22 protein-coding genes, 1 tRNA gene and 2 pseudogenes are annotated in these 23,305 nt (G+C 64.5%); 12 read left to right on the forward strand and 13 right to left on the reverse strand.

Annotated features, from left to right (window positions below; genetic code table 11):
- Nucleotide 1: 1 nt before the first annotated feature.
- From ACVW16_RS16700 to ACVW16_RS16720, 5 genes and pseudogenes are all read right to left on the reverse strand, one after another.
- Complete coding sequence (locus ACVW16_RS16700; protein WP_456736920.1) at nucleotides 2-871, reverse strand: CheR family methyltransferase; 870 nt, start codon at nucleotides 869-871, stop codon at nucleotides 2-4.
- 34 nt (nucleotides 872-905) lie between these two features.
- Nucleotides 906-1,295, reverse strand: a complete 390-nt coding sequence (locus tag ACVW16_RS16705) for a response regulator (RefSeq protein ID WP_092239913.1) — start codon at nucleotides 1,293-1,295, stop codon at nucleotides 906-908.
- Between the two features lie 35 nt (nucleotides 1,296-1,330).
- Nucleotides 1,331-1,804: a chemotaxis protein CheW gene (locus ACVW16_RS16710; RefSeq protein ID WP_456736919.1), complete on the reverse strand. Its 474-nt coding sequence runs from the start codon at nucleotides 1,802-1,804 to the stop codon at nucleotides 1,331-1,333.
- An 84-nt stretch (nucleotides 1,805-1,888) separates the two neighbouring features.
- Nucleotides 1,889-4,735 (reverse strand): hybrid sensor histidine kinase/response regulator, encoded by a 2,847-nt coding sequence (locus ACVW16_RS16715; RefSeq protein WP_456749048.1) that lies wholly within the window; start codon nucleotides 4,733-4,735, stop codon nucleotides 1,889-1,891.
- A 400-nt stretch (nucleotides 4,736-5,135) separates the two neighbouring features.
- Nucleotides 5,136-5,318 (reverse strand): annotated as a pseudogene (locus ACVW16_RS16720) (response regulator); the annotation flags it as partial.
- A 472-nt stretch (nucleotides 5,319-5,790) separates the two neighbouring features.
- On the opposite strand from ACVW16_RS16720, the gene ACVW16_RS16725 reads away from it, so the two are divergent.
- The 4 genes from ACVW16_RS16725 (at nucleotide 5,791) to ACVW16_RS16740 (ending at nucleotide 8,278) form a co-directional block, all read left to right on the forward strand.
- Nucleotides 5,791-6,501 carry a Crp/Fnr family transcriptional regulator gene (locus tag ACVW16_RS16725; RefSeq protein WP_456700259.1) on the forward strand — a complete coding sequence of 237 codons (711 nt, stop codon included), beginning with the start codon at nucleotides 5,791-5,793 and terminating at the stop codon, nucleotides 6,499-6,501.
- Nucleotides 6,502-6,672: 171 nt separating this feature from the next.
- Entirely contained in the window at nucleotides 6,673-7,368 is a 696-nt protein-coding gene (locus ACVW16_RS16730) for a Crp/Fnr family transcriptional regulator (RefSeq protein WP_456705109.1), read from the forward strand.
- Between the two features lie 149 nt (nucleotides 7,369-7,517).
- Nucleotides 7,518-7,931 carry an Hpt domain-containing protein gene (locus ACVW16_RS16735; RefSeq protein WP_456700260.1) on the forward strand — a complete coding sequence of 138 codons (414 nt, stop codon included), beginning with the start codon at nucleotides 7,518-7,520 and terminating at the stop codon, nucleotides 7,929-7,931.
- Between the two features lie 98 nt (nucleotides 7,932-8,029).
- Nucleotides 8,030-8,278 carry a hypothetical protein gene (locus ACVW16_RS16740; RefSeq protein WP_456700261.1) on the forward strand — a complete coding sequence of 83 codons (249 nt, stop codon included), beginning with the start codon at nucleotides 8,030-8,032 and terminating at the stop codon, nucleotides 8,276-8,278.
- A 19-nt stretch (nucleotides 8,279-8,297) separates the two neighbouring features.
- Here ACVW16_RS16740 and ACVW16_RS16745 read toward each other — a convergent pair.
- A pseudogene (locus tag ACVW16_RS16745) lies at nucleotides 8,298-8,913 on the reverse strand (LuxR C-terminal-related transcriptional regulator).
- 333 nt (nucleotides 8,914-9,246) lie between these two features.
- On the opposite strand from ACVW16_RS16745, the gene ACVW16_RS16750 reads away from it, so the two are divergent.
- Nucleotides 9,247-10,410 carry a hypothetical protein gene (locus tag ACVW16_RS16750; protein WP_456736916.1) on the forward strand — a complete coding sequence of 388 codons (1,164 nt, stop codon included), beginning with the start codon at nucleotides 9,247-9,249 and terminating at the stop codon, nucleotides 10,408-10,410.
- Between the two features lie 568 nt (nucleotides 10,411-10,978).
- A complete protein-coding gene (locus ACVW16_RS16755; RefSeq protein WP_456700264.1) occupies nucleotides 10,979-12,190 on the forward strand; it encodes an EAL domain-containing protein in 1,212 nt (403 codons plus the stop codon).
- Nucleotides 12,191-12,202: 12 nt separating this feature from the next.
- Here the strand turns inward: ACVW16_RS16755 and ACVW16_RS16760 are convergent, their stop codons facing one another.
- Nucleotides 12,203-13,063, reverse strand: a complete 861-nt coding sequence (locus ACVW16_RS16760) for a DMT family transporter (protein ID WP_456700265.1) — start codon at nucleotides 13,061-13,063, stop codon at nucleotides 12,203-12,205.
- Nucleotides 13,064-13,226: 163 nt separating this feature from the next.
- Between ACVW16_RS16760 and ACVW16_RS16765 the strand changes: the two genes are divergently transcribed.
- On the forward strand, nucleotides 13,227-14,591 hold the full coding sequence (locus ACVW16_RS16765; RefSeq protein ID WP_456739083.1) for an aminotransferase-like domain-containing protein: 1,365 nt from the start codon (nucleotides 13,227-13,229) through the stop codon (nucleotides 14,589-14,591).
- A 6-nt stretch (nucleotides 14,592-14,597) separates the two neighbouring features.
- On the opposite strand, the gene ACVW16_RS16770 is transcribed toward ACVW16_RS16765, so the two are convergent.
- The 5 genes from ACVW16_RS16770 to ACVW16_RS16790 all read right to left on the reverse strand — a co-directional run bounded on the left by ACVW16_RS16770 (nucleotide 14,598) and on the right by ACVW16_RS16790 (nucleotide 18,522).
- Complete coding sequence (locus tag ACVW16_RS16770; protein ID WP_456738854.1) at nucleotides 14,598-15,194, reverse strand: GDYXXLXY domain-containing protein; 597 nt, start codon at nucleotides 15,192-15,194, stop codon at nucleotides 14,598-14,600.
- The gene (locus ACVW16_RS16775; RefSeq protein ID WP_456736914.1) at nucleotides 15,191-16,321 is read right to left on the reverse strand and encodes a DUF2157 domain-containing protein; all 1,131 of its coding nucleotides are present in this window, start codon (nucleotides 16,319-16,321) and stop codon (nucleotides 15,191-15,193) included. The genes ACVW16_RS16770 and ACVW16_RS16775 overlap by 4 nt, the downstream gene beginning before the upstream one ends.
- Complete coding sequence (locus ACVW16_RS16780; RefSeq protein ID WP_456736913.1) at nucleotides 16,297-16,449, reverse strand: hypothetical protein; 153 nt, start codon at nucleotides 16,447-16,449, stop codon at nucleotides 16,297-16,299. Before ACVW16_RS16780 ends, ACVW16_RS16775 begins: the two co-directional genes overlap by 25 nt.
- Nucleotides 16,450-16,680: 231 nt before the next feature.
- A tRNA-Ser gene (locus ACVW16_RS16785) sits at nucleotides 16,681-16,770 on the reverse strand.
- A 597-nt stretch (nucleotides 16,771-17,367) separates the two neighbouring features.
- Complete coding sequence (locus ACVW16_RS16790) at nucleotides 17,368-18,522, reverse strand: ROK family protein (protein WP_456700268.1); 1,155 nt, start codon at nucleotides 18,520-18,522, stop codon at nucleotides 17,368-17,370.
- A 331-nt stretch (nucleotides 18,523-18,853) separates the two neighbouring features.
- Here ACVW16_RS16790 and rplU point away from each other — a divergent pair, with 331 nt between their 5' ends.
- The 3 genes from rplU to ACVW16_RS16805 all read left to right on the forward strand — a co-directional run bounded on the left by rplU (nucleotide 18,854) and on the right by ACVW16_RS16805 (nucleotide 20,350).
- Complete coding sequence (rplU, locus tag ACVW16_RS16795) at nucleotides 18,854-19,228, forward strand: 50S ribosomal protein L21 (RefSeq protein ID WP_456700269.1); 375 nt, start codon at nucleotides 18,854-18,856, stop codon at nucleotides 19,226-19,228.
- 102 nt (nucleotides 19,229-19,330) lie between these two features.
- Complete coding sequence (gene rpmA, locus ACVW16_RS16800; RefSeq protein ID WP_092234086.1) at nucleotides 19,331-19,600, forward strand: 50S ribosomal protein L27; 270 nt, start codon at nucleotides 19,331-19,333, stop codon at nucleotides 19,598-19,600.
- A gap of 156 nt (nucleotides 19,601-19,756) precedes the next feature.
- Nucleotides 19,757-20,350 carry a GNAT family N-acetyltransferase gene (locus tag ACVW16_RS16805; RefSeq protein ID WP_456700270.1) on the forward strand — a complete coding sequence of 198 codons (594 nt, stop codon included), beginning with the start codon at nucleotides 19,757-19,759 and terminating at the stop codon, nucleotides 20,348-20,350.
- A gap of 79 nt (nucleotides 20,351-20,429) precedes the next feature.
- Here the strand turns inward: ACVW16_RS16805 and ACVW16_RS16810 are convergent, their stop codons facing one another.
- Nucleotides 20,430-21,344 (reverse strand): DMT family transporter, encoded by a 915-nt coding sequence (locus ACVW16_RS16810; protein WP_456738269.1) that lies wholly within the window; start codon nucleotides 21,342-21,344, stop codon nucleotides 20,430-20,432.
- A gap of 222 nt (nucleotides 21,345-21,566) precedes the next feature.
- Between ACVW16_RS16810 and ACVW16_RS16815 the strand changes: the two genes are divergently transcribed.
- Together ACVW16_RS16815 and obgE are read left to right on the forward strand one after the other, a co-directional pair.
- Nucleotides 21,567-22,049, forward strand: a complete 483-nt coding sequence (locus tag ACVW16_RS16815) for a MaoC family dehydratase (RefSeq protein ID WP_456700271.1) — start codon at nucleotides 21,567-21,569, stop codon at nucleotides 22,047-22,049.
- 84 nt (nucleotides 22,050-22,133) lie between these two features.
- On the forward strand, nucleotides 22,134-23,174 hold the full coding sequence (gene obgE, locus ACVW16_RS16820) for a GTPase ObgE (protein ID WP_456700272.1): 1,041 nt from the start codon (nucleotides 22,134-22,136) through the stop codon (nucleotides 23,172-23,174).
- Nucleotides 23,175-23,305: the final 131 nt, after the last annotated feature.

Consider the following 23,305-nt stretch of genomic DNA (forward strand, 5'->3'; position numbering starts at 1 on the left):
CCTATCGTCCTGCCATCGCCGCCATGCGCGGGGCCGCTGCAGCATTGGCCGCCACCGCACGCGCGTCGTTCGGCTTGTACAGGCCGCGGCGATCCGCAATCGGCTTGAACGTATCGGTCAGTCCGACCACGGTCTCCGCTGCGCCGAGCACCAGGAAGCCGTCGGGCTCGATCTGCCGGGCAAGGCGGTTGAAGGTGTTGATCTTGGTCTCCTGGTCGAAATAGATCAGCACGTTGCGGCAGAAGATCACGTCGAACGTACCGAGGTGTGAGAAGTCCTGGAGCAGATTGAGCTGCCGGTGCTGGATCATGGCGCGCAGCTCGGGATTGACCTGCCATGTCTCTCCGGTCTGCTTGAAATGTTTCATCAGCATCTGGATCGGCAGGCCGCGCTGCACCTCGAACTGGCTGTAGACGCCGGACTTGGCCTTCTCGAGCACCTCCTGCGAGAGGTCGGTGGCGATGATCTCGACGCGCCAGCCGCTCAGGGCCGCGCTCATCTCCTTCAGCGTCATCGCCAGCGAATAGGGCTCCTGCCCGGTCGAGCCTGCGGCACACCAGATCCGCACGCTGCGGCGGCCGGCACGGGCCTTGAGCACCTCAGGCATAATGGTGTCGCGGAAATGGTCGAACGGGACCTTGTCGCGGAAGAAGAAGGTCTCGTTCGTGGTCATGGCTTCGACCACGCTGGTGATCAGCGCACTCGAACCGCCTTGCAGCTTCTGTACGAGCTCGGGAATACCGGAGAGCCCGGCCTTGCGCGCCAGCGGAAGCAGGCGGCTTTCGATCAGATATTGCTTGTCCGCGGACAGGTCGAGACCGGAGCGCTCCTTCAGCAATTTACGCAGATACTCATAATCGGGCGCGTTCACAGGACACCTCTTGACGCTGCTGGCAGATGTATTTTCAGGCGGCTGTTTCTTCTTCGCGCGCGACCAACCCGACTTCCTGGAACTTCGCCAACACGATTTCCTTGTCGAACGGCTTCATGATGTACTCGTTGGCGCCGCCGCCCATCGCCTTGGTGATGTGGTCGATGCCGTTCTCGGTGGTGCAGAACACCACCCGTGGGTCTTCGCCGCCAGGCATGCGGCGAAGCGTGCCCAGGAACTGGAAGCCATCCATCACGGGCATGTTCCAGTCGAGCAGGATCGCTTCCGGCATCGCCTTCTTGCAATGGACCAGCGCTTCGACGCCGTCTTCCGCTTCAATGACGTGAAAGCCGAGCGCTTCCACGATGCGGCGCGCGACCTTGCGAACGATGCTGGAATCGTCAACCACCAAACAGGTCTTCATCTTGGATCTCCGGCTTAAATGTGTTTCGTGAATATTCAGGCAGCCATTTGCACTTCGGTCTTGAGCTCGAGCACGCGATCGACGTCGAGGACGACCATGAGCTGTCCCTCGAGCCGGTGAACGCCGCCGGCGAGCTTGGCCATGCGGGGGTCGAGGTTGACCGGGTTCTCTTCCTTGCCATCCTCGGGCAGGCGCAGCACCTCGCCGATCTGATCGATCAGGAGTCCATAGGATTCGCCGCGCAGGTCGACACCGACCGCCATCGGCGTCTTGCCGTCCTCGTCCCTGGGCAGGCCGAGACGGGCGCGCATGTCGATGACGGTGACGATGCGGCCGCGCAGGTTCAGAACGCCTGCGATCTCGTGCGAGGACAGGGGAACGCGGGTGACGCGCTCCGGCATGAACACGTCCTGGACGCGCGAGATCGGCAGGCCGAACAGCTGGCCGCCGATCATCGCGGTGACGTATTCGACCATGGCGCCTTCGCCGATCTGGGTCTTCTTGCTCATACCGTCTCCCCTGGTCCCTCGCCGCTCTCTGGTTTGAGCATGATCTCTTCGGAAAACCGCTTCACGCTTGTCCGGATCATGCTGTTACGCCGCGGCCCGGCTCAGCTCGGAGGCACCGGCGGCGCCCGCGGTCTGCTCCTTCAGCGCCGCGATCAGACCGGGACGGTCGAACTTGGCGACATAGTCGTGGAAGCCGGCCTGACGGCCGCGCTCGATCGCCGCCGGCGACACCAGGGCGGACAGGCCGATGATCGGCATCGCACCCAGATTGCTGTCGGAGCGGATCGTTTCCGCGAACTCGAACCCGTTCATGTCGGGCATCTCGATGTCGGTCAGCACCACGTCGAAGCTCTGCGCACGCAGGGCGGCCAGGCCCTCCTGCGCGGTCGGCGCGGTGCGGACACGGTAGCCGGCGGCCTTGAGCACCGGCGCCAGCATGTTGCGGAAGAAGGCGCTGTCGTCGACCAGCAGCACCGACTGCGAATGCATCGACGGCTTCATCTCCTTGCGGGTGAACCAGTCGGCGAACGCCATGGGCAGGAAGTGGCCGACATCGATCACCTCGGTGGCCTGGCCCTTGATCACGGCCGAGCCGAGGATGCCGCTGGCCGAGCCGCCGACCTCGATGTTGAGGCGTTCCTCGACGATGTCGATGATCTCGTCGACGACGAGGCCCATGGAGCGGCCGTCATCGGCGAACACCAGGATCGGCTGGGCGCCCTGGCTCGCGATGGTGACGCCGTCCATGGAGACGAGCGGCATCAGCTGCTCGCGGTACTGCACCATGTAGCGGCCGTTGCTGAACTCGATCTTGTCGGCGGGGAGCTCTTCGAGGCGGGTGACGAGCCCGAGCGGGACCGCCTTGGGCTGGTTGGAGCCGGCGCGGAACACCAGCAGCGAAGTGGTCTGCTCGCCCGAGCCGATATGGTGCGCGCCATTGTCATCGCCCATGTCGTGGGCCGAGGAGCCGGCGGCGCCGAGCGCTTTGGCAATGCCGTTGGGGTCGATGATCATGATGACCGCGCCATCGCCCAGGATGGTGTTGCCCGAGAACATGTCGATGTGACGCAGCTTCGTCGACATCGGCTTGACCACGATTTCCTCGGTGTGGAACACGCCGTCGACGACGATGCCGAAGGTCTGGCTGCCGACCTGGGTGACCACGATGAAGCCGTTCTCGGGATCGGACGCCGCGCCGTCGTCGATCTTCAAGAGCTTCTTCAGGTGGATCAGCGGCAACAGCTTGTTGCGCAGCCGCAGCACCGCGGTGTCCTTGATGCGCTCGATGCGGTGCTCGCTGTTGGCGCGGGCGCGCACCAGCTCGACCACCGAGAGCTGCGGGATCGCAAAGCGGTCACCGGCGGCCTCCACGATCAGGGCCGAGACGATCGCCAGCGTCAGCGGGATCTTGATGGTGACGGACGAGCCCTCGCCGGCGACCGACTTGATGTCGATGGTGCCGCCGATCTGGTCGATGTTGGTGCGGACCACGTCCATGCCGACGCCGCGCCCCGATACCGAGGTGATGGCGGCCGCGGTGGAGAAGCCGGGCGCGAAGATGAACTTGTGGATCTGGGCTTCCGACATCTTCTCGAGCTCGGCCTCGGTGGCCAGACCGGAGGAGATCGCCTTGGCCTTGATCTTCTCGGTGTTGAGGCCGCGGCCGTTGTCGGCGATGCAGATGATGATGTGGCCGCCTTCGTGATAGGCGGAGAGGCGGATGGTGCCCTGCTCGCCCTTGCCGTTCGCGGTGCGCTCGGCGGGGGTCTCCAGGCCGTGATCGGCGGAGTTGCGCACCATGTGGGTGAGCGGGTCCTTGATCAGGTCGAGCACCTGACGGTCGAGCTCGGTGTCGGCGCCGTGCATCTCCAGCTCGATCTGCTTGCCGAGTTCGGATGAGAGATCGCGCACGATGCGGGGCAGCTTCTGCCAGGCATTGCCGATCGGCTGCATGCGCGTCTTCATGACGCCTTCCTGCAGCTCGGCGGTGACGTTGGAGAGGCGCTGCAACGGCACCTTGAACTCGGTGTCCTCGTTGCGCCTCGAGATCTCCAGCAGCTGGTTGCGGGTCAAGACCAGCTCGGAGACCATGGTCATCAGATGCTCCAGCGTATCCACGTTGACGCGGATCGACTGGTTGGCGATGCGCTCGCCTTCGGAAGCCACCTCGTCGGCCATCGACTTCTTCGGCGCGGCCTTCTCCCTGACCGGCTTTGCAATTTCCTTGCTGGTTTCCTTTTCCCTGGCAGCCGGGGCTGCAGCAGCGGGCTCGGCCTTCGCTTCAGCCCCGGCAACCGGCGCAGGCGCTTCGATCGCGGTCTCGCGGAAGGCGCGCTCGAGCTCGTCGAGCGAGACTTCGCCCGGACGCAAGGGGCGCTCCAGCGTCTGCTCGATCAGCGTGCCCGTGGTCATCTCCTTGGCCGGCGCAGCGCTTGGTGCTTCCGGCACCAGCGGCGGCGCGTCGGCAACGGCAACGGCAGCCGCGGCGCCCGCGGCCGGCATCGGCTGCGCCGAGCCTGACGCGATCGGCGAAGCCGGCGCCGACATGGCGGCCATGCCCTGCTCGACCATCGCTTCCAGCTTGTCGATGAGATCGCGGTCGTTGCCTTCGGGCTCGGCTTCGGTGGCCTCGAGACCTGCGAGGATCTCCTTGATGCGGTCGATCGAGGACAGGATCAGCGTCACCGCCGCACCCGTCACCGGCATGCCGTCGCGGAATTTGCTCATCAGGGTCTCGCCGGCATGCGCCAGCGCTTCAAGCCGCGGCAGACCCAAGAAGCCGCACGTACCCTTGATGGTGTGGACCAGGCGGAAGATGTTATCCAGGATCTTGGCGTTGTTCGGCTCCTGCTCGAACTTCACCAGCTGATTGTCGACGGTGTCCAGGCTCTCGCTGGTCTCCGTCAGAAACTCCCGCAACAGATCATCCATGGTTACGCCTTACTGAGCTGGACCTCGACGCCTGCGCCGCGCCTGGAATCGGCGGAAGTCCGCACCTAGATCGTTAGGCAACCCATTTCACGGTCCCGTTAATTTCATGCTCCGTGCTAATACGGATATTGAAGAGAAGTTTGCAGTTCGACTGCATCGGGCTGCGGTTTTCTGCGTCGGCCGCGCAACGCGACACGTAAACACGGGCATAACGGCATCGGGGCAGGGGTGAAAAAATCCCGCCCATGTCGTGGGATATCCACGGGCCGCGCGATCTGAATCAGATCACGCGCCATTCGGATCGCTGTTCGGGGTTCTATCGAGGTGTCCATGAAATCCGCGAGATCGGCGTTCGCGGTAAACGGATTCTTACCGTACGATTGTCGCGAACAACAACGCGCTAACCCATACGCGACGCGGCAGCATGGCACTCGCCGAGACAGTCCCTGATCGCCGTCAGCAGCGCATCCGGCGTGAACGGCTTGCGCAGGCAGCGCGCGGCGCCGAGCTCCGGCGCCATCCGCAGGAAGTCCGGCGCGGGCGAATTCAGATCTGCATAGCCGCACATCTCAATCAGCGGCGATTCAACAATTGAACCGTGACGCACGCCTTTCTCCTCCAGCTTGCGTGGACATCGTCACGACGGCATGTGCGGTCGGACCGGTGCGACATGCGAACGGAATGAACGCGCGATGGGCGACCGGGCCGCGCCAGGGTACGAAGCAATATCTGACGGCTGAAAAGAATCGGCGGGCGGGCAAAGTGCCCTGGACCGGCGAATGTCCGACGGAAGAGTGGATGCAACATCTGCGGTCGGCTGCCCGCTCATGAGGCGCCCTGGCCAATGCCCCCGGTCGCGACGCAGGACCGGTTCGCCGGACACACCCGCCAATCAGCGCGCCGTTCTTATTTCCAACGCAAATACGCCAGGCTGTCTGCCCTCTAACGGGTATATGAACAGCACCACAACCAGTACACTGGGCTTCGTTTTCGTGCAACTGCATTCCGAGCACATCATTTTCAATACTTTATGGAACGCGCTGGATTGATCCCCCATGACCGCGAGCGGCCCACCGCCTAACCAGCTGCTGCAGTCGCTCGGCGCCGCGGACCTCGATCTGCTGCGTCCTCATCTCGTCGCAATTGAATTGGTCAGGGAGAATGTCTTGAGCGAAGCTGGCGTGGCGCTTCGGCACGTCTACTTTCCTCATGATGGAACCATTTCGATCACAGTCGGTCTGTCGGAGGGACAGACCATCGAGGTCGCGATGCTTGGCCGCGACAGCATCGTCGGTGGCGGCGCTGCGCTCGCCGACGGGATCGCGGCATCAGACGCCGTCGTGCTTTTCCCCGGGACGGCATCCGCGCTCGAAATCGCGAGCTTTCGAACCGTCGCTGCGGCCAGCGGGACGTTCCGCAGCCTGGTGATCCGGCATGAGCAGTCCTTGCTCGCCCACGCGCAGCAATCCCTGCTTTGCAACACGCTGCACCCGGTCGAGGCGCGACTGGCGCGATGGCTGCTGCGTGCCCGGGACTTGTCCGATAGCGAAACCCTTCCGCTAACGCAGGAAACCCTGGCGCAAATGATGGGCGTCAGGCGCAATGCCGTTTCGCTGGTCGCACATGCGCTTCAGCGGGCCGGAATTATCCGCTACAGCCGGGGCCAGATCGAGATCACGGATCTGCGCGCGCTCGAAGCGACCTCCTGCGATTGCTACGGCGCCGTGAAGGCCCATCAGGCACACCTGCTGAGGAGGCGCCCCTGATGTGCAATCTACGATTGATTGCCCATATCAATGACTGCACGCCCAAAACTCATATAGACGAAAAGATTGATTTGTCGGCCCTGTCCGCGATTGCCAACTTATCCAGCGGGCAACAAGATGGAGCCTGCAGCTGGGCAGGACATGCATTTCCGCGAGGCAGCTTTGGAAACGATGGTGCGGCCCTCGAACCGTTTCCTGTCGGCGCTGTCGACAGATGATTATGAACTGATCCGTGCACACCTGCGCACAGTCGATCTGCCGCAAGAGACCGTGCTGGTCGAGACCGGCGAGACGCTCAAACGCGCCTACTTCCCCCATCGTGGCGTGATCTCGCTCGTCGTGGAGCTCACCAAGGGCGAGCATGTGCAGGTCGCCATGATCGGGCGCGACAGCCTGCTCGGCGCACTCTCGGCCATGGGCGACGCAGCCGCGCTGAACACAGCGGTGGTGCTGGTCGCCGGCGCCGCCTCGGTGATAGATCTCGACCGGCTTCGCGTCGCCGCCGAACAGAGCTCGACCCTGCGGACGCTACTGGTCCGTCACGGGCTCGCCGTCTATGCGCAGGTGCAGCAGACCGCAGGCTGCAACGTGGCGCACCCGGTGGAGTCGCGGCTCTCGCGCTGCCTATTGCACATTCACGACTTGTCGGGGGACTACCGGCTGCTGCTGACGCAGGAGGCCCTGGCGCAGATGATCGGGGCGCGGCGCAACAGCGTGTCGCTGGTCGCCAATACCTTGCAGCAAGCCAACTTCATCCATTACAGCCGCGGACATATCCAGATTGTCAATCTGGACGGGCTGCGCGAGACGGCATGCGAATGCTACGCCGCGGTCAAAGCCCAGTACGATCGGCTGCTCGGCCCCTGACGGCGCACGCAGGGCTGCGCATGGTAAAGCAATTGCTTAATGTGACCAGCAAACACCGTGCGTCTCGCGACCAGAACTGAAATCTGAACGGCATAGACATCCCCTACGCTCCGCGCAGGCCGGCGCACACAACGGGGACCTCGACATCAATGATCGACACCGCATTCGCGCCCGGGCCAGCCGCGCTCGACACCGCAGCCTTGCCCGAGCCTGAACCGCTGCGCGAGCCTGAACCGCTGCGCGAGCCTGGCGCCTTCGAAGCGCTGGTGCGCGAGATCGGCGAGGACGGCGCCCGTGAGGTGCGCGCGGTGTTCTGGAGCGAGACCAGCGCGCGGCTCGAGCTGTTTCGCACGCTGGCCCTCGGCCGGCATCACGGCCGGATCGCGCGCGAGGCGCATTCACTGAAGAGCACGGCCAGGACATTCGGTTACCTTCGCCTCGCCGCGCTGGCGCTGCGGCTCGAGAGCACGGCCGACGCGCTCGACGACACCGAATTCGGCGATTTGCTTGACCTGATGGATGCGGCGTTTGCGACCGCGATGGCGCAGGAACCGCAGGACTGACCATTCCGGCGGCAGCCGCGCCGTACTTATACGGTTGGCGATTTTCACGGATGACTAATCATAGGTGGCGATAGTCGCCGGAAACCAGGAGGGTTTCCATGTTCACCTATGAGACTGCGGACCAGAAAGAGGTCCGTCGCTTCCGCATCGCCCAGTTCAACGGACGGATGGCTACGGTGAAGGCAGGTGAGTCCACGGTCACGGGCTTCGTTCGCTCGGTGCTGGAGCAGGAATCGACCGTCCCGCAGCGCTGGACCATCACCATTGTCCCGAATACGCCGAAGGAAGATCCGAAGGTGCTGCGGCCGACCTCGCGCCTGCGTCCCTTCGCCGACGATTATTTCTAAAGCGGCCCGGGACCACGGTTCATTCGAGCGAATGCAACAGCGCCGCACGGACGAGGTCCGCGGTGTTGCGCGCGCCGAGCTTGCGCATCGCTTCGGCACGATGGCTCTCGAAGGTGCGCGGACTGATCTGCATCCGCAGCGCGCCCTGCTTGTTCGAAAAGCCCTCACTGATCAGCCGCAGCACTTCACGTTCCCGCTTGGTCAGCCGCTTGCCCGACACGCCCGGCAAGCCGGCCGTCTCGCGCGCCGCCAACACGCGGCCGGCCTTCACCACGGCATCCCCTGTCGTGGACGCCGTGGGCAACGCGCCCTTGTGCGAGCCGGCGAGCTGCTTGACCACAGCGCAGACGCGCTCGGTCCTGCGCCAACGCGTTCTCCACAACCTGCTGCAAATAGGCGCGGTCGGCCGAAACAGGCGCGAGCTGGTCGCTATGATGCTTGATCTCGCCCATGTAGAGCAGCAGCGCAGTCAGAGGGCCATTGAGCTCACGGGCGATAGCCACGGCCATCTCGTCGGCCGCCTCGGCGCGCGCAGCATTCAAGCGGACGAATTCGAGCTCTTCGATCGGAGCAGCGCTTCTCTCGCACCATCCCGCCGGCCGCGAATCAGTGGCCGTATCGTTATGTGACCCCATGCGGCTCCTGTAGCGGAACCCGGGGCGATCTGTGGTTAACTTTTTGCTCCGTAAGACTACGGCTAGTTTGCCAATCTGGCGCGAAACAATCGACCCCGGCACAATTTATGCTTTTGCCTGGCCCGCGGGACCATGCAACGGTTGACAAGCCGCCTAGATCATATGCAGGGCCGCTGAAGGTTTTCTTAACGATCTCTCCCGCAACACGCCCGGCGCCCCCAGATTTTACGGATAAATTAACGGGGACTTGCTTCTCTGTGTCACAATTGTGAGCGCGCAAATGCGTCCATGCATTGGGCCGGTGGCCTGCTGGAAACGTTGCGAGAGCGTGCCATGGACGAGATCGACGAGCTTTCGGAGTTCCTGCAGAAGCTGACGCCGCTGTCGCGCAGTTGCCTGCTGAGCGAGCTCGAGCGGCTCGAACTGTGCGGCATCGACATGCCGGGCTCGGCCGGGGTTCAGGCCAAGCTGCGCGCGGAGTTCCGCAAGGACGGTTCGGTCCAGGCGCGCGCCACCAATCCTTCGCGCTACTTCTTTGCACCCCTCGAGCTGCTGCTGATCGACGGCGCGCCCGAGCACGCCAATGCGGGACGGATCTCGCGGAACACGCTCACGCCGATCTGGGAGTGGATTTGCCGCGACCTGCTGCCGACCATGGCACGCGACTATGTCAAGGCGATCAATGACCAGGTCACGGCCAACAATCCCAAGGAAGTGCAGAAGATCGCGACAGCCTTTCAGATCAAGGTGCTCAAGGTGCTCGAGAACACGCTCGCCTCTGCGGAGAGCGCCGAGTTCGCGCGGAGCAAGCTCACGCAATATACGGCATCGCGTACCGCCTTCGACGACGTGAAGAAGATGCAGCGGGTGCTGCGCGCCGGCGAGGCACTGTCGAAGTTCAATGACAAGCTGCCCGAGACGATCGCGAAGTTCGACGACGGCCAGGTCAGCCAGATCACGGCGCAGCTCGACGCCTTCAAGAAAGCGCATCCCGATGCACTGCCGTTTGCGCTGGCGCTGGTGGCGAGGCGCCTGAAAACATTCTGGCAACTCGCATACCTTGCGACCAAGGCGGCCGCGAGCAAGAATGCCGCCGACATCGCCGCCACGCCCTATGCTTGCGTCATTCCCATGGTGCTCGACCGGCTCGACGACAAGCGCCTCGCGCTGCGGGTCGCGCTCCGCCACAACCGCTTCCTCGTCGCGCGCGACCTGCTCACCGAAATCTACGACGCCGAGCATTCGCTCAAGCTTCGCATCGACGGCATCGAGCAGAGCGAATGGGGCGTCCGGCTTCAACAATTGATGGACGCGATCGCAGCGCTGGTTTCGGCCGAGGTCAGCCGCTTCCCCGCCAATGTCGGTCATATCCTCGGCTCGCGGCGGCTGCGCAGCCCGGACACGCTGGGCGGCAAGCTGAGCTATCTGGCCTGGAAGGGCCGCGACGCGGTGCAGGACGGCGCGGCGGCATTTCGCAAATTGCTCGGGGCAACCTGATTCTCCTGCACCCTATTCGGGCGCATGTGGCAGGCGCAGGAAGCGATCGAGAAATCGCCCTGACATCACGATCCTGAACCACCATTGGACCAACCGCCGCGTCGTCATAGAGGTAATCCCTGACAGCCCACCACCGGCTCCGCGGACCCATAGCGCATGTGCGGCCATACGCATGTGAGGCGCTTCACACTCGTCCGCCCTGCAGATCGTCGCGTTGTCGCATCACCGTCACGCGCGAGCGCGGTCGGCAGGGCCGGGCACGACAAAGCCATGGGAAGTCGGCACGGGAATTATTCAATCGGGCGAAGCGTGCTGCGGCTTCGTCCGATTGCAGGACACCGCGCGCCGGCATCGACAGACCGGTCCGGCGAGAATCCACGCTCGATTTCCGCGCGCGATCGTCCCGAAAGCGGACGGGCGTGAAGACTTTGCGAAAGCAATCCAAACAATTTTAGAAATGATGAGGGCTTTAAGGTTATCGGGACAATTCGGGGTACAAGCTGAAGCTCTCCATATTTGGAGCTCCCCGCATCACTAACACACCTGCAGGGAACGGGAGTGGTTAGCGATGGACGGGATTGGTGAGCTCGCCGGACGAAGGCTGAAAACCTTCGGACGGCGGAAGATGATGCCGCGCGCTTGCGTGGCCGACAGCAAGCGTCACCTGCGCGCCTTCATGAGCGAGGTGCTCGAGGATCTCGGCTTCGTCACCAGCGAATGCAGCGGTGCGGGCGAGTTGCAGGCCATGCTCGGCTCCGAGCTGCCGGACCTGATCCTGCTCGGCATCGCGGCCGACGGCATCGAGCCCGGCCGATTCCTGGAAATTCTGGTGCGCGAGGCTTTCGACGGCAAGGTACTCGCCGTCGGTGCACGCGACTCGATCATCGTCAAAGCCGTGCAGCAGGTCGGCGAGGAATACGGGCTCGCGATGCTGCCGCCACTGACCACGCCCTTTGCCGCGGAGACGCTGCGCGAGCGCGTCGCAATGCTGCTGCCGGACGAGCCTGTGCCCAGCCCGGCCGTGCACGTCGGCGAAGCCCTGCATGCGGGTTGGCTCGAGCTCTGGTACCAGTCGAAGATCGAGGCGCGCTCGCTGGTCCGCTGCGGCGCCGAGGCGCTGGTACGGATGCGGCACCCGACCTGGGGCGTGGTGCCGCCGGCCTATTTCATCCCTGATAGCCACGACCCGCACTTCCGCGACCTCTCGGAATTCGTGATCGAGCGCGCGCTGCAGGACTGGCACTATCTTCTCGAGCGCCAGAGCGCGGTCGATCTGTCGATCAACCTGCCTGCGCCCTATCTGAGAGAGCCGCAGGCCGTGCGCGATCTCTGCAGGAGGATGCCGACGCATCCGGCGTTCGGCGGCCTGACTATCGAGATCGCCAGCGGCGAGGCGATCCGCGACCTCGACTTCCTCACCGAGATCGCGCGCGAAATGCGCTTCCACAATATCGGACTCTCGATCGACAATCTCGGGGCCAACTGGCCGGAGCTGATGGGCCTGGACAAGATTCCGTTCATCAAGCTCAAGGCCGACCGGCAATTCGTCACAGGCTGCGGCAATGACCGGCTGAAGCGGACGGTGTGCCGTCACATCGTCGAGCTCGCGCAAGGCTACGGCGCACGCGCCGTCGCCGAGGGTGTCGAGAGCCGCGGCGATCTGATGGCTGTCAACGAGCTCGGCTTCGATCTCGTGCAGGGCTATCTGTTCGGCAAGCCGATGCCGTTGAAGAAGTTCGCGAGAAGCGCGCTGACGCAAACGGTAATGGAACGCGGCTGAGGCGCCAGGGCCTCAGGCATATCGCCGCGCGAAGAACACGCAGACGACGACCAGCGCGGTCGCGCCGATCATGCTCCATGCGACCGGCTCGTGCAGCAGGAAGCCGGCCAGGGCGAGACCGCAGAACGGCTGGAGCTGCTGCAACTGGCCGACTCGCGCGATGCCGCCGATCGCGAGGCCGCGATACCAGAAGATGAAGCCGACGAACATGCTGAAGACCGAGACGTAGGCGAGCCCGATCCAGGCCGGCGCACCGACGCCATTCCATGTCGAGGGCCAGGCGAGAAGCGCGAGCGGCAGCATCAGTGGCAGCGCCAGCAGCAACGCCCAGGAGATCACCTGCCAGCCGCCGATCCGGCGCGACAGGGCAGCGCCCTCGGCATAGCCGAGCCCGCACAGCACGATCGCAGCCACCATCAGCAGATCGCCTGTGATCGACACCGTGCCGCCGTTCGAGAGGGCGAAGGCCGCAACGGTGGCGCTGCCGAGAACCGCGAACAGCCAGAACAGCGGCTGTGGCCGCTCGCCGCCGCGCAGTACGGCGAAGATCGCGGTCGACAGCGGCAAGAGGCCGATGAAGACGATGGAATGCGCCGAGGTGATGTGCTGGAGCGCGAGCGCCGTCAGCAGCGGAAAACCGACCACGACGCCCATGGAGACAATGCTGAGCGAGACGAAATCCTTTCGCTCCGGCCATGCCTGACGGAGCAGACCGAGCACAGCCGCACCGATCAGCGCCGCGATGGTCGCGCGCGCCGAGGTCAGGAACAGCGCCGAAAAGCCACCGACCGCGACGCGCGTCGCCGGCAAGGACCCGCTGAAGATGATGACGCCGAGAAGCCCGTTGCCCCAGCCGCTGCCCGCAGATTGCATGTCCGTCCCACGCTTTTGCGTGCGCGATCCTCGGCCGTCGCCGGTGGCGAGGCCAGTCACAATCCAGTACAATCCGAACATACTGTATGGGTATGGAAGGCAATACGGCTTGAACATTGAAGGTCCCTCGAAGGGTCGCGGCGGCACGCGGACCATCGACGTGATGAGCGCGATCCGCGCCAAGGTCGCGGGCCGCGCGCTGAGTGCCGGCGATCGCCTGCCGTCGATCCGCGGCCTTGCCGCCAGCATGGGTGTTTCGCCATCCACCGTGGTCGAGGCCTACGATCGCCTCGCCGCGGAAGGGCTGATCCGCGCGCGTCGCGGCTCGGGCTTCTATGTCGCATCGACCGTTACGCCGCCGCTTGCCTTGACCGAGGTGGCGCCACGCCGAGACCGGGCGGTCGATCCGTTCTGGGTCTCCCGGCAATCGCTCGACACCGACGCTGATGTGCCCAAACCCGGCTGCGGTTGGCTGCCGCCGGCGTGGATGCCGGAAGCGGCATTGCGCCGAGCCACCCGCGCGCTTGCCCGCAGCGAGGCCAGCGTGCTGACGAACTACGGCAGCACGGGTGGCTCGCCTGCGCTGCGCCGGCTGCTGCTGGCGCGGCTCGCGGAGGACGCGATCGAAGCCTCGATCAACCAGCTGATGCTGACGGGGTCGGGCACGCAGGCAACCGACCTCATCTGCCGCTTCCTGCTGCGTCCCGGCGACACCGTTCTGGTCGACGATCCCTGCTACTTCAATTTTCGCGCGCTGCTGTGCGCGCATCAGGTCCGAATCGTCAGCGTGCCCTACACGCCGTCAGGCCCTGACGTCGCGCGATTCGAGCTGGCTCTCGCGGAGGAGCGGCCGCGGCTCTACATCACCAATTCAGCGCTGCACAATCCGAGCGGTGCGACGCTCTCGCTGCAGACCGCACACCGGCTCTTGACGGCGGCGGCCGCGCACGACCTCACCATCGTCGAGGACGACATATTTGGCGATTTCGAGCCGGAACGCTCGCCGCGCCTGGCCGCGCTTGACGGATTGAACCGCGTCATCCGCATCGGCAGCTTCTCGAAAACATTGTCGGCCTCGGTGCGCTGCGGCTACATCGCGGCGCGCTCCGACTGGATCGAGCATCTCGTCGATCTCCAGGTCGCCACCAGCTTCGGCGGCCCGAGCCCGGTCGCGACCGAGATCATCGCCAGGGTGTTGGCCGGCGGCAGCTATCGCAAGCACATGGACGAGCTCCGGCAAAAGCTCACGCGGACACGTCGCGAGACCGCGCGAAAACTCGCCGCGCTGGGCATCGAACCCTGGCTGATGCCCCGCGGCGGCTTCTTCCTGTGGTGCCGGCTGGTCGACGGACAGGATGCGACGGCGGTGGCACGCGCCGCGCTCGAAAAGGGTGTGGTGCTGGCGCCGGGCAATGTATTCAGCGTGGCGCAGGCCGCTGAGAATTTCCTGCGGTTCAACGTCGCGCATATGAACGACCCGGGGATGTGGGACGTGCTGCGGCGGGCTTTGAAGACGGGCTCCAGGTAGCGCGGCCTAGTACCACGGCTCCTCGTAGACCGGCTCGCCGTCGAGCAGGAGCCGTTTGATCGCGGCGCGGCCCGACGGCAGCACGGCGGCGACGACGCGCAGCTTCTGCTGGTTGCGGGCCTGCTCGAGCGTCCTGCCCTCGCCTTCGGGAACGAAATAGCTTTCGAGACCGTATCTGATCGTCAGCCCGTCGCAGAAGGTGCGGACGGTCGAACCGCAGGAATAACTGACGCGGCCGCGGATCAACACTTCGGGCGCGGTGACCGCGACAGGCGCGGCATGAACCGAAACGGCCTGATAGAGGCCGCTGGCATCGGGCGCTAGCTTGACGAACACGACGGGATTGCGCCCGGCGGAAGGCTGGCCTGCAAGCGCGCCGGCCGGCAGCTGCGAGATGTCGTAGCCGAGCACGACATAGTCGCCGCGCAGAAGATCGTGCGGATCGACCGGGCGTGTCTGCAACGTCACCTCCGTCCCCTCGCGCAGGATCTGCGCGCGGTCGGTGACCATCAGGATCAGCAGCGCGCATTGCAGCAGGATGGCGGCACCGAACAGCACGGCTTTCGGGATGCGCTGCCGGAATCGTGTGACGGACTCGATCATCGCTCGGCCCTCGGCAGCATGCGATTGAGCGCGGTCGCAAACACGACGGCAATGATTCCGGCCACCGCCAGGAAAGCCGAGCGGCGCAGCAGCGAGCCTTTGACCGCCCAGGTGATGGCACCGACGACGCCGGCAATGCCGATCCAGCCGGCGACGATGCGCGGGCGCACATCGTCGAGCACCCCGGAGACGACGAGGCAGAGCATGGCGCAGAGCAGCGCGGCATAGGCGAGCCATGGCTCGCCGGCTGTGGATGCCGACCAGATCGGCGCGGCGATCAGCACGAGGCCGATCGCGCATGCCGCGAGGATTTCACCGGCGCGCCGCGTGCGGCCGGCGGACGCGAGCGCTAGAACGACGCCCGCAACGCCGCACACGATCGCCCACGACGGCTGGGCCGCCATCGTGGCCGTCCTGATGCGGAAGAGATCGTCGACTGTCGTCACCTCCAGGAAAGCTGTAATCGCCAGCGAGAATGCGCCGTAGATCGACAGAACGGATCCAAGCAGGTTCGCCCGCGGCGACGGCGCGGTCGATATCGCGAGCCCGGCGCCGAACAGCAGGGCCGCACCGTTCGCCAGCACGAAGGACGGCTGGGCGCCATCGAAGTCGAAGCGAAGCGACGTCGCGATCCACCACGGAATCGCGGCGACCGCGACGAGATGGGCGGCGACGCGGGAGTTCCACGCGAACGCGATCGCGACGGCGATCAGCCAGGCCATCACGAACTGAAGATGAAGCGCATCCGGCGCATCGTAGACGCGCATGCAGGTCCAGATGCAGGCGGCGGCGAGGCCGACCGCGAGCGCGCCACGCGAGCCGGTCAAAATCGCGGCGGCGAATGCGCCTGTTGACCACAGCAGCAGGCCACCGGCAAAATCGTCGCCGAGGTGATACATCTGGCCGACCAGCGCGATGCCCGCGCCAAAGATGATGGCGCCGATGCTGGCGCAGAGATCGGCAAGGACAGTACGGCCGGTCGCGGCGAACCAAGCCCCGAGGGCGCCGGCGGCGATCATGCCGGCGAGCAGGATCGCAAACCGCGACAGCCGCGCGATCTCGGTCCAGTGCGCCGCCACGAAGGCAAGGAACGCAGCCGCGATCAACAGGCCCCCGACGATGGCCACGACATGCTGGGTGAGAGCGGCGGCAGAACGTTGCGGATGGAGCCGGCTGCCGCCGGCGCGATCACGCCATCGGCTTCCCATTGGGCGAGATCAGCCTCGAGGCGCTGCCGATAGGTCTTCTCGAACATGGTCGTGGATCACTGGCTCCTTGGCGCACGCGGGATGTTGGTCGGAGCGCGGCGGTGACGGGTTCAACGGTTGAACTCTCCCGCGGTGCGGAGCTTCATGCGCAATTTTGAGAGACTTCGACCTGGAGCAGAGAACTCTGCACTCCCTCGACAACCCGTTCGGCACGAGGTTGTCACCCATCTCTCAGGTACAACCTGTTACCCATGTGTCCGGGCTGAACAACGGTTATCTGGCGGAGAGGGAGGGATTCGAACCCCCGATAGGCTTGCACCTATGCCGCATTTCGAGTGCGGTGCATTCAACCACTCTGCCACCTCTCCTGAAGGCGCCATGAAGGGGCAGGCCCCTGTGGTTGGGGGCGTTAATAGGCGAGGATGGCGGGCCAGACAAGGCGCGAAAGGGGAAAATCCGCTGCCTGTTTTGCGGCTTTTGCTCTGGTGTCGTCGTGTCGTCGACAATTGGCACCTGTTCCTGGGCCACTCCTCCTCCCTGCGCGCAATGAGATCGGGTTGAAACAAGCCGCTGCGGGCTCGGTGCACCTCTCCCGCTTGCGGGAGAGGTCGGCGCGTGCCGGGCGAAGCGAAGCATCGTCCCGCGCGCCGGGTGAGGGTTCTCTCCTCCGGGGGAGTGTCCCGTTGGGGAGAAACCCTCTCCCCAACCCTTCCCGCGAGCGGGGGCGGGAGCGCACCTCCCCTGTCTCGGCACCTTTTTTGGGGGCGCGAGCCGGCCTCACCCGTCATGCAGCAAGAGAACGGGGTGGGACCGCCAGACGCGGTAAACACTGGCGGTCCCGTGCCGCTCATTACAATGCTGGCCAGGAAGGGCGGCTTCGCAGGCCTGCGTGAGGCGACATTTCCACTCTAGCGTGTATTCTGCCGCCTGCAATGCAATCCGTCCCTTAACCTAACCAGTCAAGGTTACTTCTTTTCGCCTTTACCGTTGTCCTTGTTGTTTTCCTTGGCTTTCTTCTTCCCGTCCGCAGAATCCCGGTCCTTGCCGTTTCCGCTGTCCCTGCGGCGGTTGGTGAAGCGCGCATTGCCGAGGCCGGTGCCGATGGTGAGCACGCCCCAGCGCTCGATATCCTGCATGAATGGCACCTCGGACAGGCCCTGAACCACGCCGTCATTGTGCATCAGGATCGCGGTATCGTGCTCGCCGATCTCCGGGATGCCCTCGATCAAGCTCGCCGGCAGGTTGAATTTGCTGCTCTCCCAGTTGCCCGGCAGGTTCTGCGCGCCCTTTTCGATCGAGCCGTCCTCGTTGATCACGCCGGGACAGGCGATGCCGATGAAGGGCGCGAGCTTGTAGCCTTCCTTTTCGGCTTCAGTGATCAGCCCTTTCAGCATCTTCGTCAGCCGCTTCACCGCGCCTTCGCGGGTCGGCTCGTCATCGGCATGCCGCCACAGCTCTGATGTCACGACCTTGGCCTTCGACAGGTCGTTGGCCTTTTTCCAGCCGGTCTCCACCAGGCCGCAGCGGATATTGGTGCCGCCGATATCGACCGCGAGGATGCTGTCATAGGCCTCGAAAATCCAGGACGGCGCCAGATGCAGCGCGCCGATCAGCCCGGCTTCGTCAGGGTGATGCCGGATCGGAATCATGTCGACCTTGAAGTCCTCGGACTTCAGGATGATCTCGGTGCGCGCGATAGCAAGCTCGCCGAGCCTGGAATCACGAAAGCCGCCGCCGACCACGATGCGCTCGGTCTTGGCCCAGGCCTTGGTCTTGAGGAAGCGGCGGGTGACGTGAGCGAGTTCCTGGGCAAAGTCCTCGATCGCGCTGTGCACCACCGCCGAGGCCTCGACGTCGTCGCTGACCAGGATCGAATCCAGCGTCTTCTTGCTGATATTCTCCGACGGCTCCTTGCCGAACGGATCCTCGCCGGTCTTCCGCAACGGCTTGCGCCAGCGTTCGAGAATCTCGCGGAACGCGCCCTTGCTGGCGCGGTCGCCGAGGAAGCCGTCCTCGTCCTTCAGCTCGATGTTGAAGCTGTCGATGTCCACCGAGGGCAGCCGCCCGCCGCCGTGATGGGCGATGCCCGTCGTCGTCTTGACCAGTTCGTCGGTTGCCATGGAAGTCCCTTGCCCACGTGCCTATCTGGGGGAACAACGGCGCGGGAACCCGTTGGTTGCTAGCCGGGCCGAGATTCAGGGCCCGGCGCTGGAAAGGGTGCAAATCCTTCAAATCCAGGCTGTTTTGCCCGCTTTTCCTTGACTCCCAGCGGATCACCGCTATAAATCCCACAACCGGCGCGGGGCGTTTCTCGCGCCGCGTGTTTTTGCGCGGGTTTTCAAAGGGATAACTCCCGCCCGCACAAAACTCGCAATAAACCCATAGCGACTGATCAAAAAGCCGGCCCCTGACGTCAGTCTCGAGGCCGGGATTGAACACGGAGAAAAAACGATGTTCGCAGTCATCAAAACCGGCGGCAAGCAATACCGCGTCGCGCCGGATGATGTTCTCGAAGTAGGCAAGATCGAAGGCGAAGTCGGCTCGATCGTGCAGCTGAATGAAGTTCTGGTCGTCGGCGGCGACACGCCGGTGCTGGGCGTCCCGACGGTGGCCGGTGCCTCCGTTGCGGTCGAGGTGCTCGACCACAAGCGCGGCCCCAAGGTCATCGCGTTCAAGAAGCGCCGCCGCAAGAATTCGCGCCGCAAGCGGGGCTACCGCGACGAGATCACGGTGCTGCGCGTCAGCGAGATCCTGACCGATAATGCCAAGCCCACCAAGGGCCCGCGTCCGAAGAAGGAAAAGGTCGCGAAAGAAGCTGCCGAGTAACTGAGACCGATCACGCCAATTCACGAATTGATGCGTGCGACGTTTTGAAATGATTCCGTCAAGGAATTGACCTAGACATACGCAGGATTTCGGAGACGAGCCATGGCTCACAAAAAAGCAGGCGGTTCATCGCGCAACGGTCGCGATTCCAAGGGTAAACGTCTTGGCATCAAGGTGTTCGGCGGCGAGCGCGTGATTCCCGGCAACATCATTGCGCGTCAACGCGGCACCACCTGGCATCCCGGCCTCAACGTCGGCATGGGCACCGACCACACCCTGTTCGCCAAGATCGAGGGTCGTGTCGAATTCCAGGCTAAAGCCAACGGACGCACCTTTGTGGCGGTACTCCCGCTTGCAGAGGCTGCTGAATAGACGGTGGATCTAATTTGGAGTCCGCCGGGTCCTTGACCGAACCGGCGGAGTCCAGAGATCAAAGAGATCGAAGGCTCCAGGGGAGGCAAGGAAACCGGCCTCCCCTTTTCGTTTCTCGCGTTCACTTTTCACTTGGTGACTTTGACGGAGCCGGACATGTTGCAGGACTTTTCGAGCGTGACCTTGCGGGAGGCGAGACCGAGCGTCGTCGCCACCGAGCGGCTGACGTTGCGACGGCCGACTCTTGCCGACGTCAGAGCCATCGCCGGTCTCGCCAACGACCGCCGTGTCGCTGAAAATACCCGCCGCCTCCCCCACCCCTATTCCCAGGACGACGCCATCGCCTTCGTCCGCGCCACCGCCGCGCTCGGCGGCGAGACCGCGTTCCTGATCGAGCATGATACCGGGCCGGTCGGCATGGTCGGCATCGACCGCTCCACGCCTGACAATGCCGAGCTCGGCTATTGGCTCGGCGTCGAGCATTGGGGCCGGGGCTTCGCCACCGAGGCCGCACGCGGCGCGATCGATTTCTTCTTCGAGGAGTTCGAGGACGACCAGCTCTACGCGGGCGCGCGCGTCACCAACCCGGCCTCGCGAAACGTGCTGGAGAAGTGCGGCTTCCAGTGGAGCGGCGTGCAGCTGCATCGCTTCCTGGCTCTGGGCTCGTCGACGCCGGTCGACTGCTTCCGCTTGTCGCGCGGGGTGTGGTCGTCGCTGAAGAGCTGGAGCAGCGCCCGGCGGATGGGATAAGGGCGAGAAGCCGCTGCACGCGCAGCTGTCGTCCCGGCCTGGTGCGCAATCGCGCACGGGGGCCGGGACGACGTTGCCGCTACACCGGCGGATTGACCTCTTCGCCGGCGTGGCCGAGATCGCGCTCGCGCAGATAGATGTAGAAGCCCGCGCCGATGATGATCGCGGCGCCGACGATCGTGGCGATGGAGGGCACGTCCCCGAACACGACGAAGCCGAAGATCACCGCCCAGACGATCATCGAATATTGATAGGGCACCACCACGCTCGCCGGCGCGAGCTTGAGCGAACGGTTGACGCAGAACAGCGCCGTCACCGAGATGCACCCGGCCAACGCGAAGAACACCAGGCTGCGTGGAGTCGGCGGCACCCAATGGTAGGCCGAGAGTACAGCGCCCAGCGAAAACGTGCCGATGAACTGCGACGACGCCATCACGATGTCGGGCGTCCTGCGCAGGCTGCGCGTGATCAGCATCAGGGTCGCGAAGGAGAGACTGCCGCCGAGCGCGATCAGCGCCGGCAGGCTCACCGTCTGCGCCGACGGCCGCAACGCGATCAGCACACCGCAGAAGCCGACCAGGATCGCCGTCCAGCGCCGCCAGCCGACCTTCTCACCCAAAAAGATCGCCGACATCGCGGTGACGAAGATGGGACCGGCGAGATAATAGGTGATGACGTCGGCGAGCGGCAGATAGACGGCTGCGAGGAAGAACGCGGCCACCTCCAGCGTCGAGAGCACGACGCGGAACAGCTGCAGGCCCGGCCGCTCGAGATGCAGGAACTGGTGGCGCTGCCGCCAGATCAGCGGCGACAGCAACAGCAGCGCCGCGCAGGCGCGCAAGAACAGCAGCTGCCCGACCGAATAAGTCCCGACCAGGAACTTGCCCGTGGCGTCGCCGAACGAGAACATGAAGATCGACAGCACCATCAGCGCAATGCTGGCCAGCCGCGCCGAGCGGTCGTCATAGGCGGAGAGGTTCTTGAAGAGGGACATCGCCACGGGTGTGAGTTTGGAGTCGTCATTGCGAGGAGCCCGCCCGCAAAGACGAGCGGAGAGAGCGTCGGAAGCTGGCCACTCGATTCGCTCGGGGGTCTTTTAATGACGTGAGCCGCCGCCACAAGCCCGGGCAAGGCGAATTGAACGGATTGTCGCAGGCTACGCGGCGCGGTAGCGATAGACACTTCACCGAGGAAAGAGCCAGGAAAGAGCTTTGGCATGACCGACTTCGACCCGGCCCGGCACCGCATGATGTCGGCGCAACGCTGGTTTGAGGATTTCGTGGTCGGCGAACGCTTCGTGCTGCCGAGCCGGACCCAGACGACCGCGGTGTTCGCGGCGTTCCAGACCGCGAGCGGCGACACCCATCCGGTGCACTACGACGTCGAATATTGCCGCGCCCGCGGCATGCCTCATCTGCTCGCCCATGGCTTCCAGACGCTGATCCACACCGCGCCCGGCGCCGGCCTGTTTCCGTTCATGGTCGAGGAATCCCTGGTCGGCTTCCTCGAGCAATCGAGCCGGTTCCTCAAGCCTGTTTACGCCGACGACACCATCTATCCCGCGCTCGAGGTCATCGAGCTCGTGCCGGGGCGAACGACCGGCGCGGTGACGCTTCGGAGCACCGTGTTCAACCAGCGCAAGGAGCTGGTGCTTGAAGGGACGCAGAAATTCCTGATCAGGCGCCGGCCGGTCGGTTAAGCACGCGACGAATTCGCCGGATTCGGGCCGATTCGCGGACAAGTCCGGGTTGCCGGGCGTGCCCGGCTGGCCTACCTATGGCCCATGAAATTCCTCGACGAAGCAAAGGTCTATATCCGCTCTGGTGACGGCGGGAACGGCTGCGTGGCGTTCCGCCGCGAGAAGTTCATCGAATTCGGCGGTCCCTCCGGCGGCAATGGCGGCCGCGGCGGCAATGTCATCATCGAGGTTGCCGATGGCCTCAACACGCTGATCGACTACCGCTACCAGCAGCACTTCAAGGCCCAGAAGGGCGAGAACGGCTCGGGCTCGGACCGACATGGCGCAAACGGCAAGAACATCGTGCTGAAGGTGCCCATAGGCACTCAGATCTTCGATGAGGATCGCGAGACCCTGATCCACGACTTCACCAATGTCGGCGAAAAATTCGTGCTCGCCGAGGGCGGCAATGGCGGCTTCGGCAACGCGCATTTCAAGACCTCGACCAACCGTGCGCCGCGCAATGCCAATCCCGGCCAGCCCGGGGAAGAGCGCTGGATCTGGCTGCGGCTGAAGCTGATTGCGGACGCCGGTCTCGTCGGCATGCCCAATGCCGGCAAGTCGACTTTCCTGTCCAAGGTCAGCGCGGCGCGGCCGAAGATCGCCGACTATCCCTTCACCACGCTGCATCCGCAGCTCGGCGTCGTGAACGCCGACGGCCGCGAATTCGTGCTCGCCGACATTCCCGGCCTGATCGAAGGCGCGCATGAGGGCACCGGACTCGGCGATCGCTTCCTCGGCCATGTCGAACGCTGTCGCGTGCTGCTGCATCTGATCGACGCCACCTGCGAGCATGCCGGCAAGGCCTACAAGACCGTGCGCAAGGAGCTCGACGCCTATGGCGGGCTGTTGACCGACAAGATCGAGATCGTCGCGCTGAACAAGATCGACGCGGTCGACCCGGACGAGCTGAAGAAGCAGAAGGATCGGCTGAAGCGCGCCGCCAAGAAGACGCCGCTGCTGCTCTCCGCCGTGACCGGCGACGGCGTCAGGGAAGCGCTCCGCGCGCTCGTCGATGTGATCGGCGAGGCGCCCGTCTCGGCCAAGGCAAAGAGCGCGGCCGAAGCGGAGCCGTGGTCGGCGTAGACTCTCCCCGCTGTCGTCCCCGCGAACGCGGGGACGACAGCGGGGTGCATGGCCCCAGGCACGCGCATCACTGGCAGGTTGCCATCGCGCCGTCGATAGCGCAGCATCAGATAATCAAGAAATTTCCGGGA

It is taken from the genome of Bradyrhizobium sp. USDA 4474, from assembly GCF_054057515.1.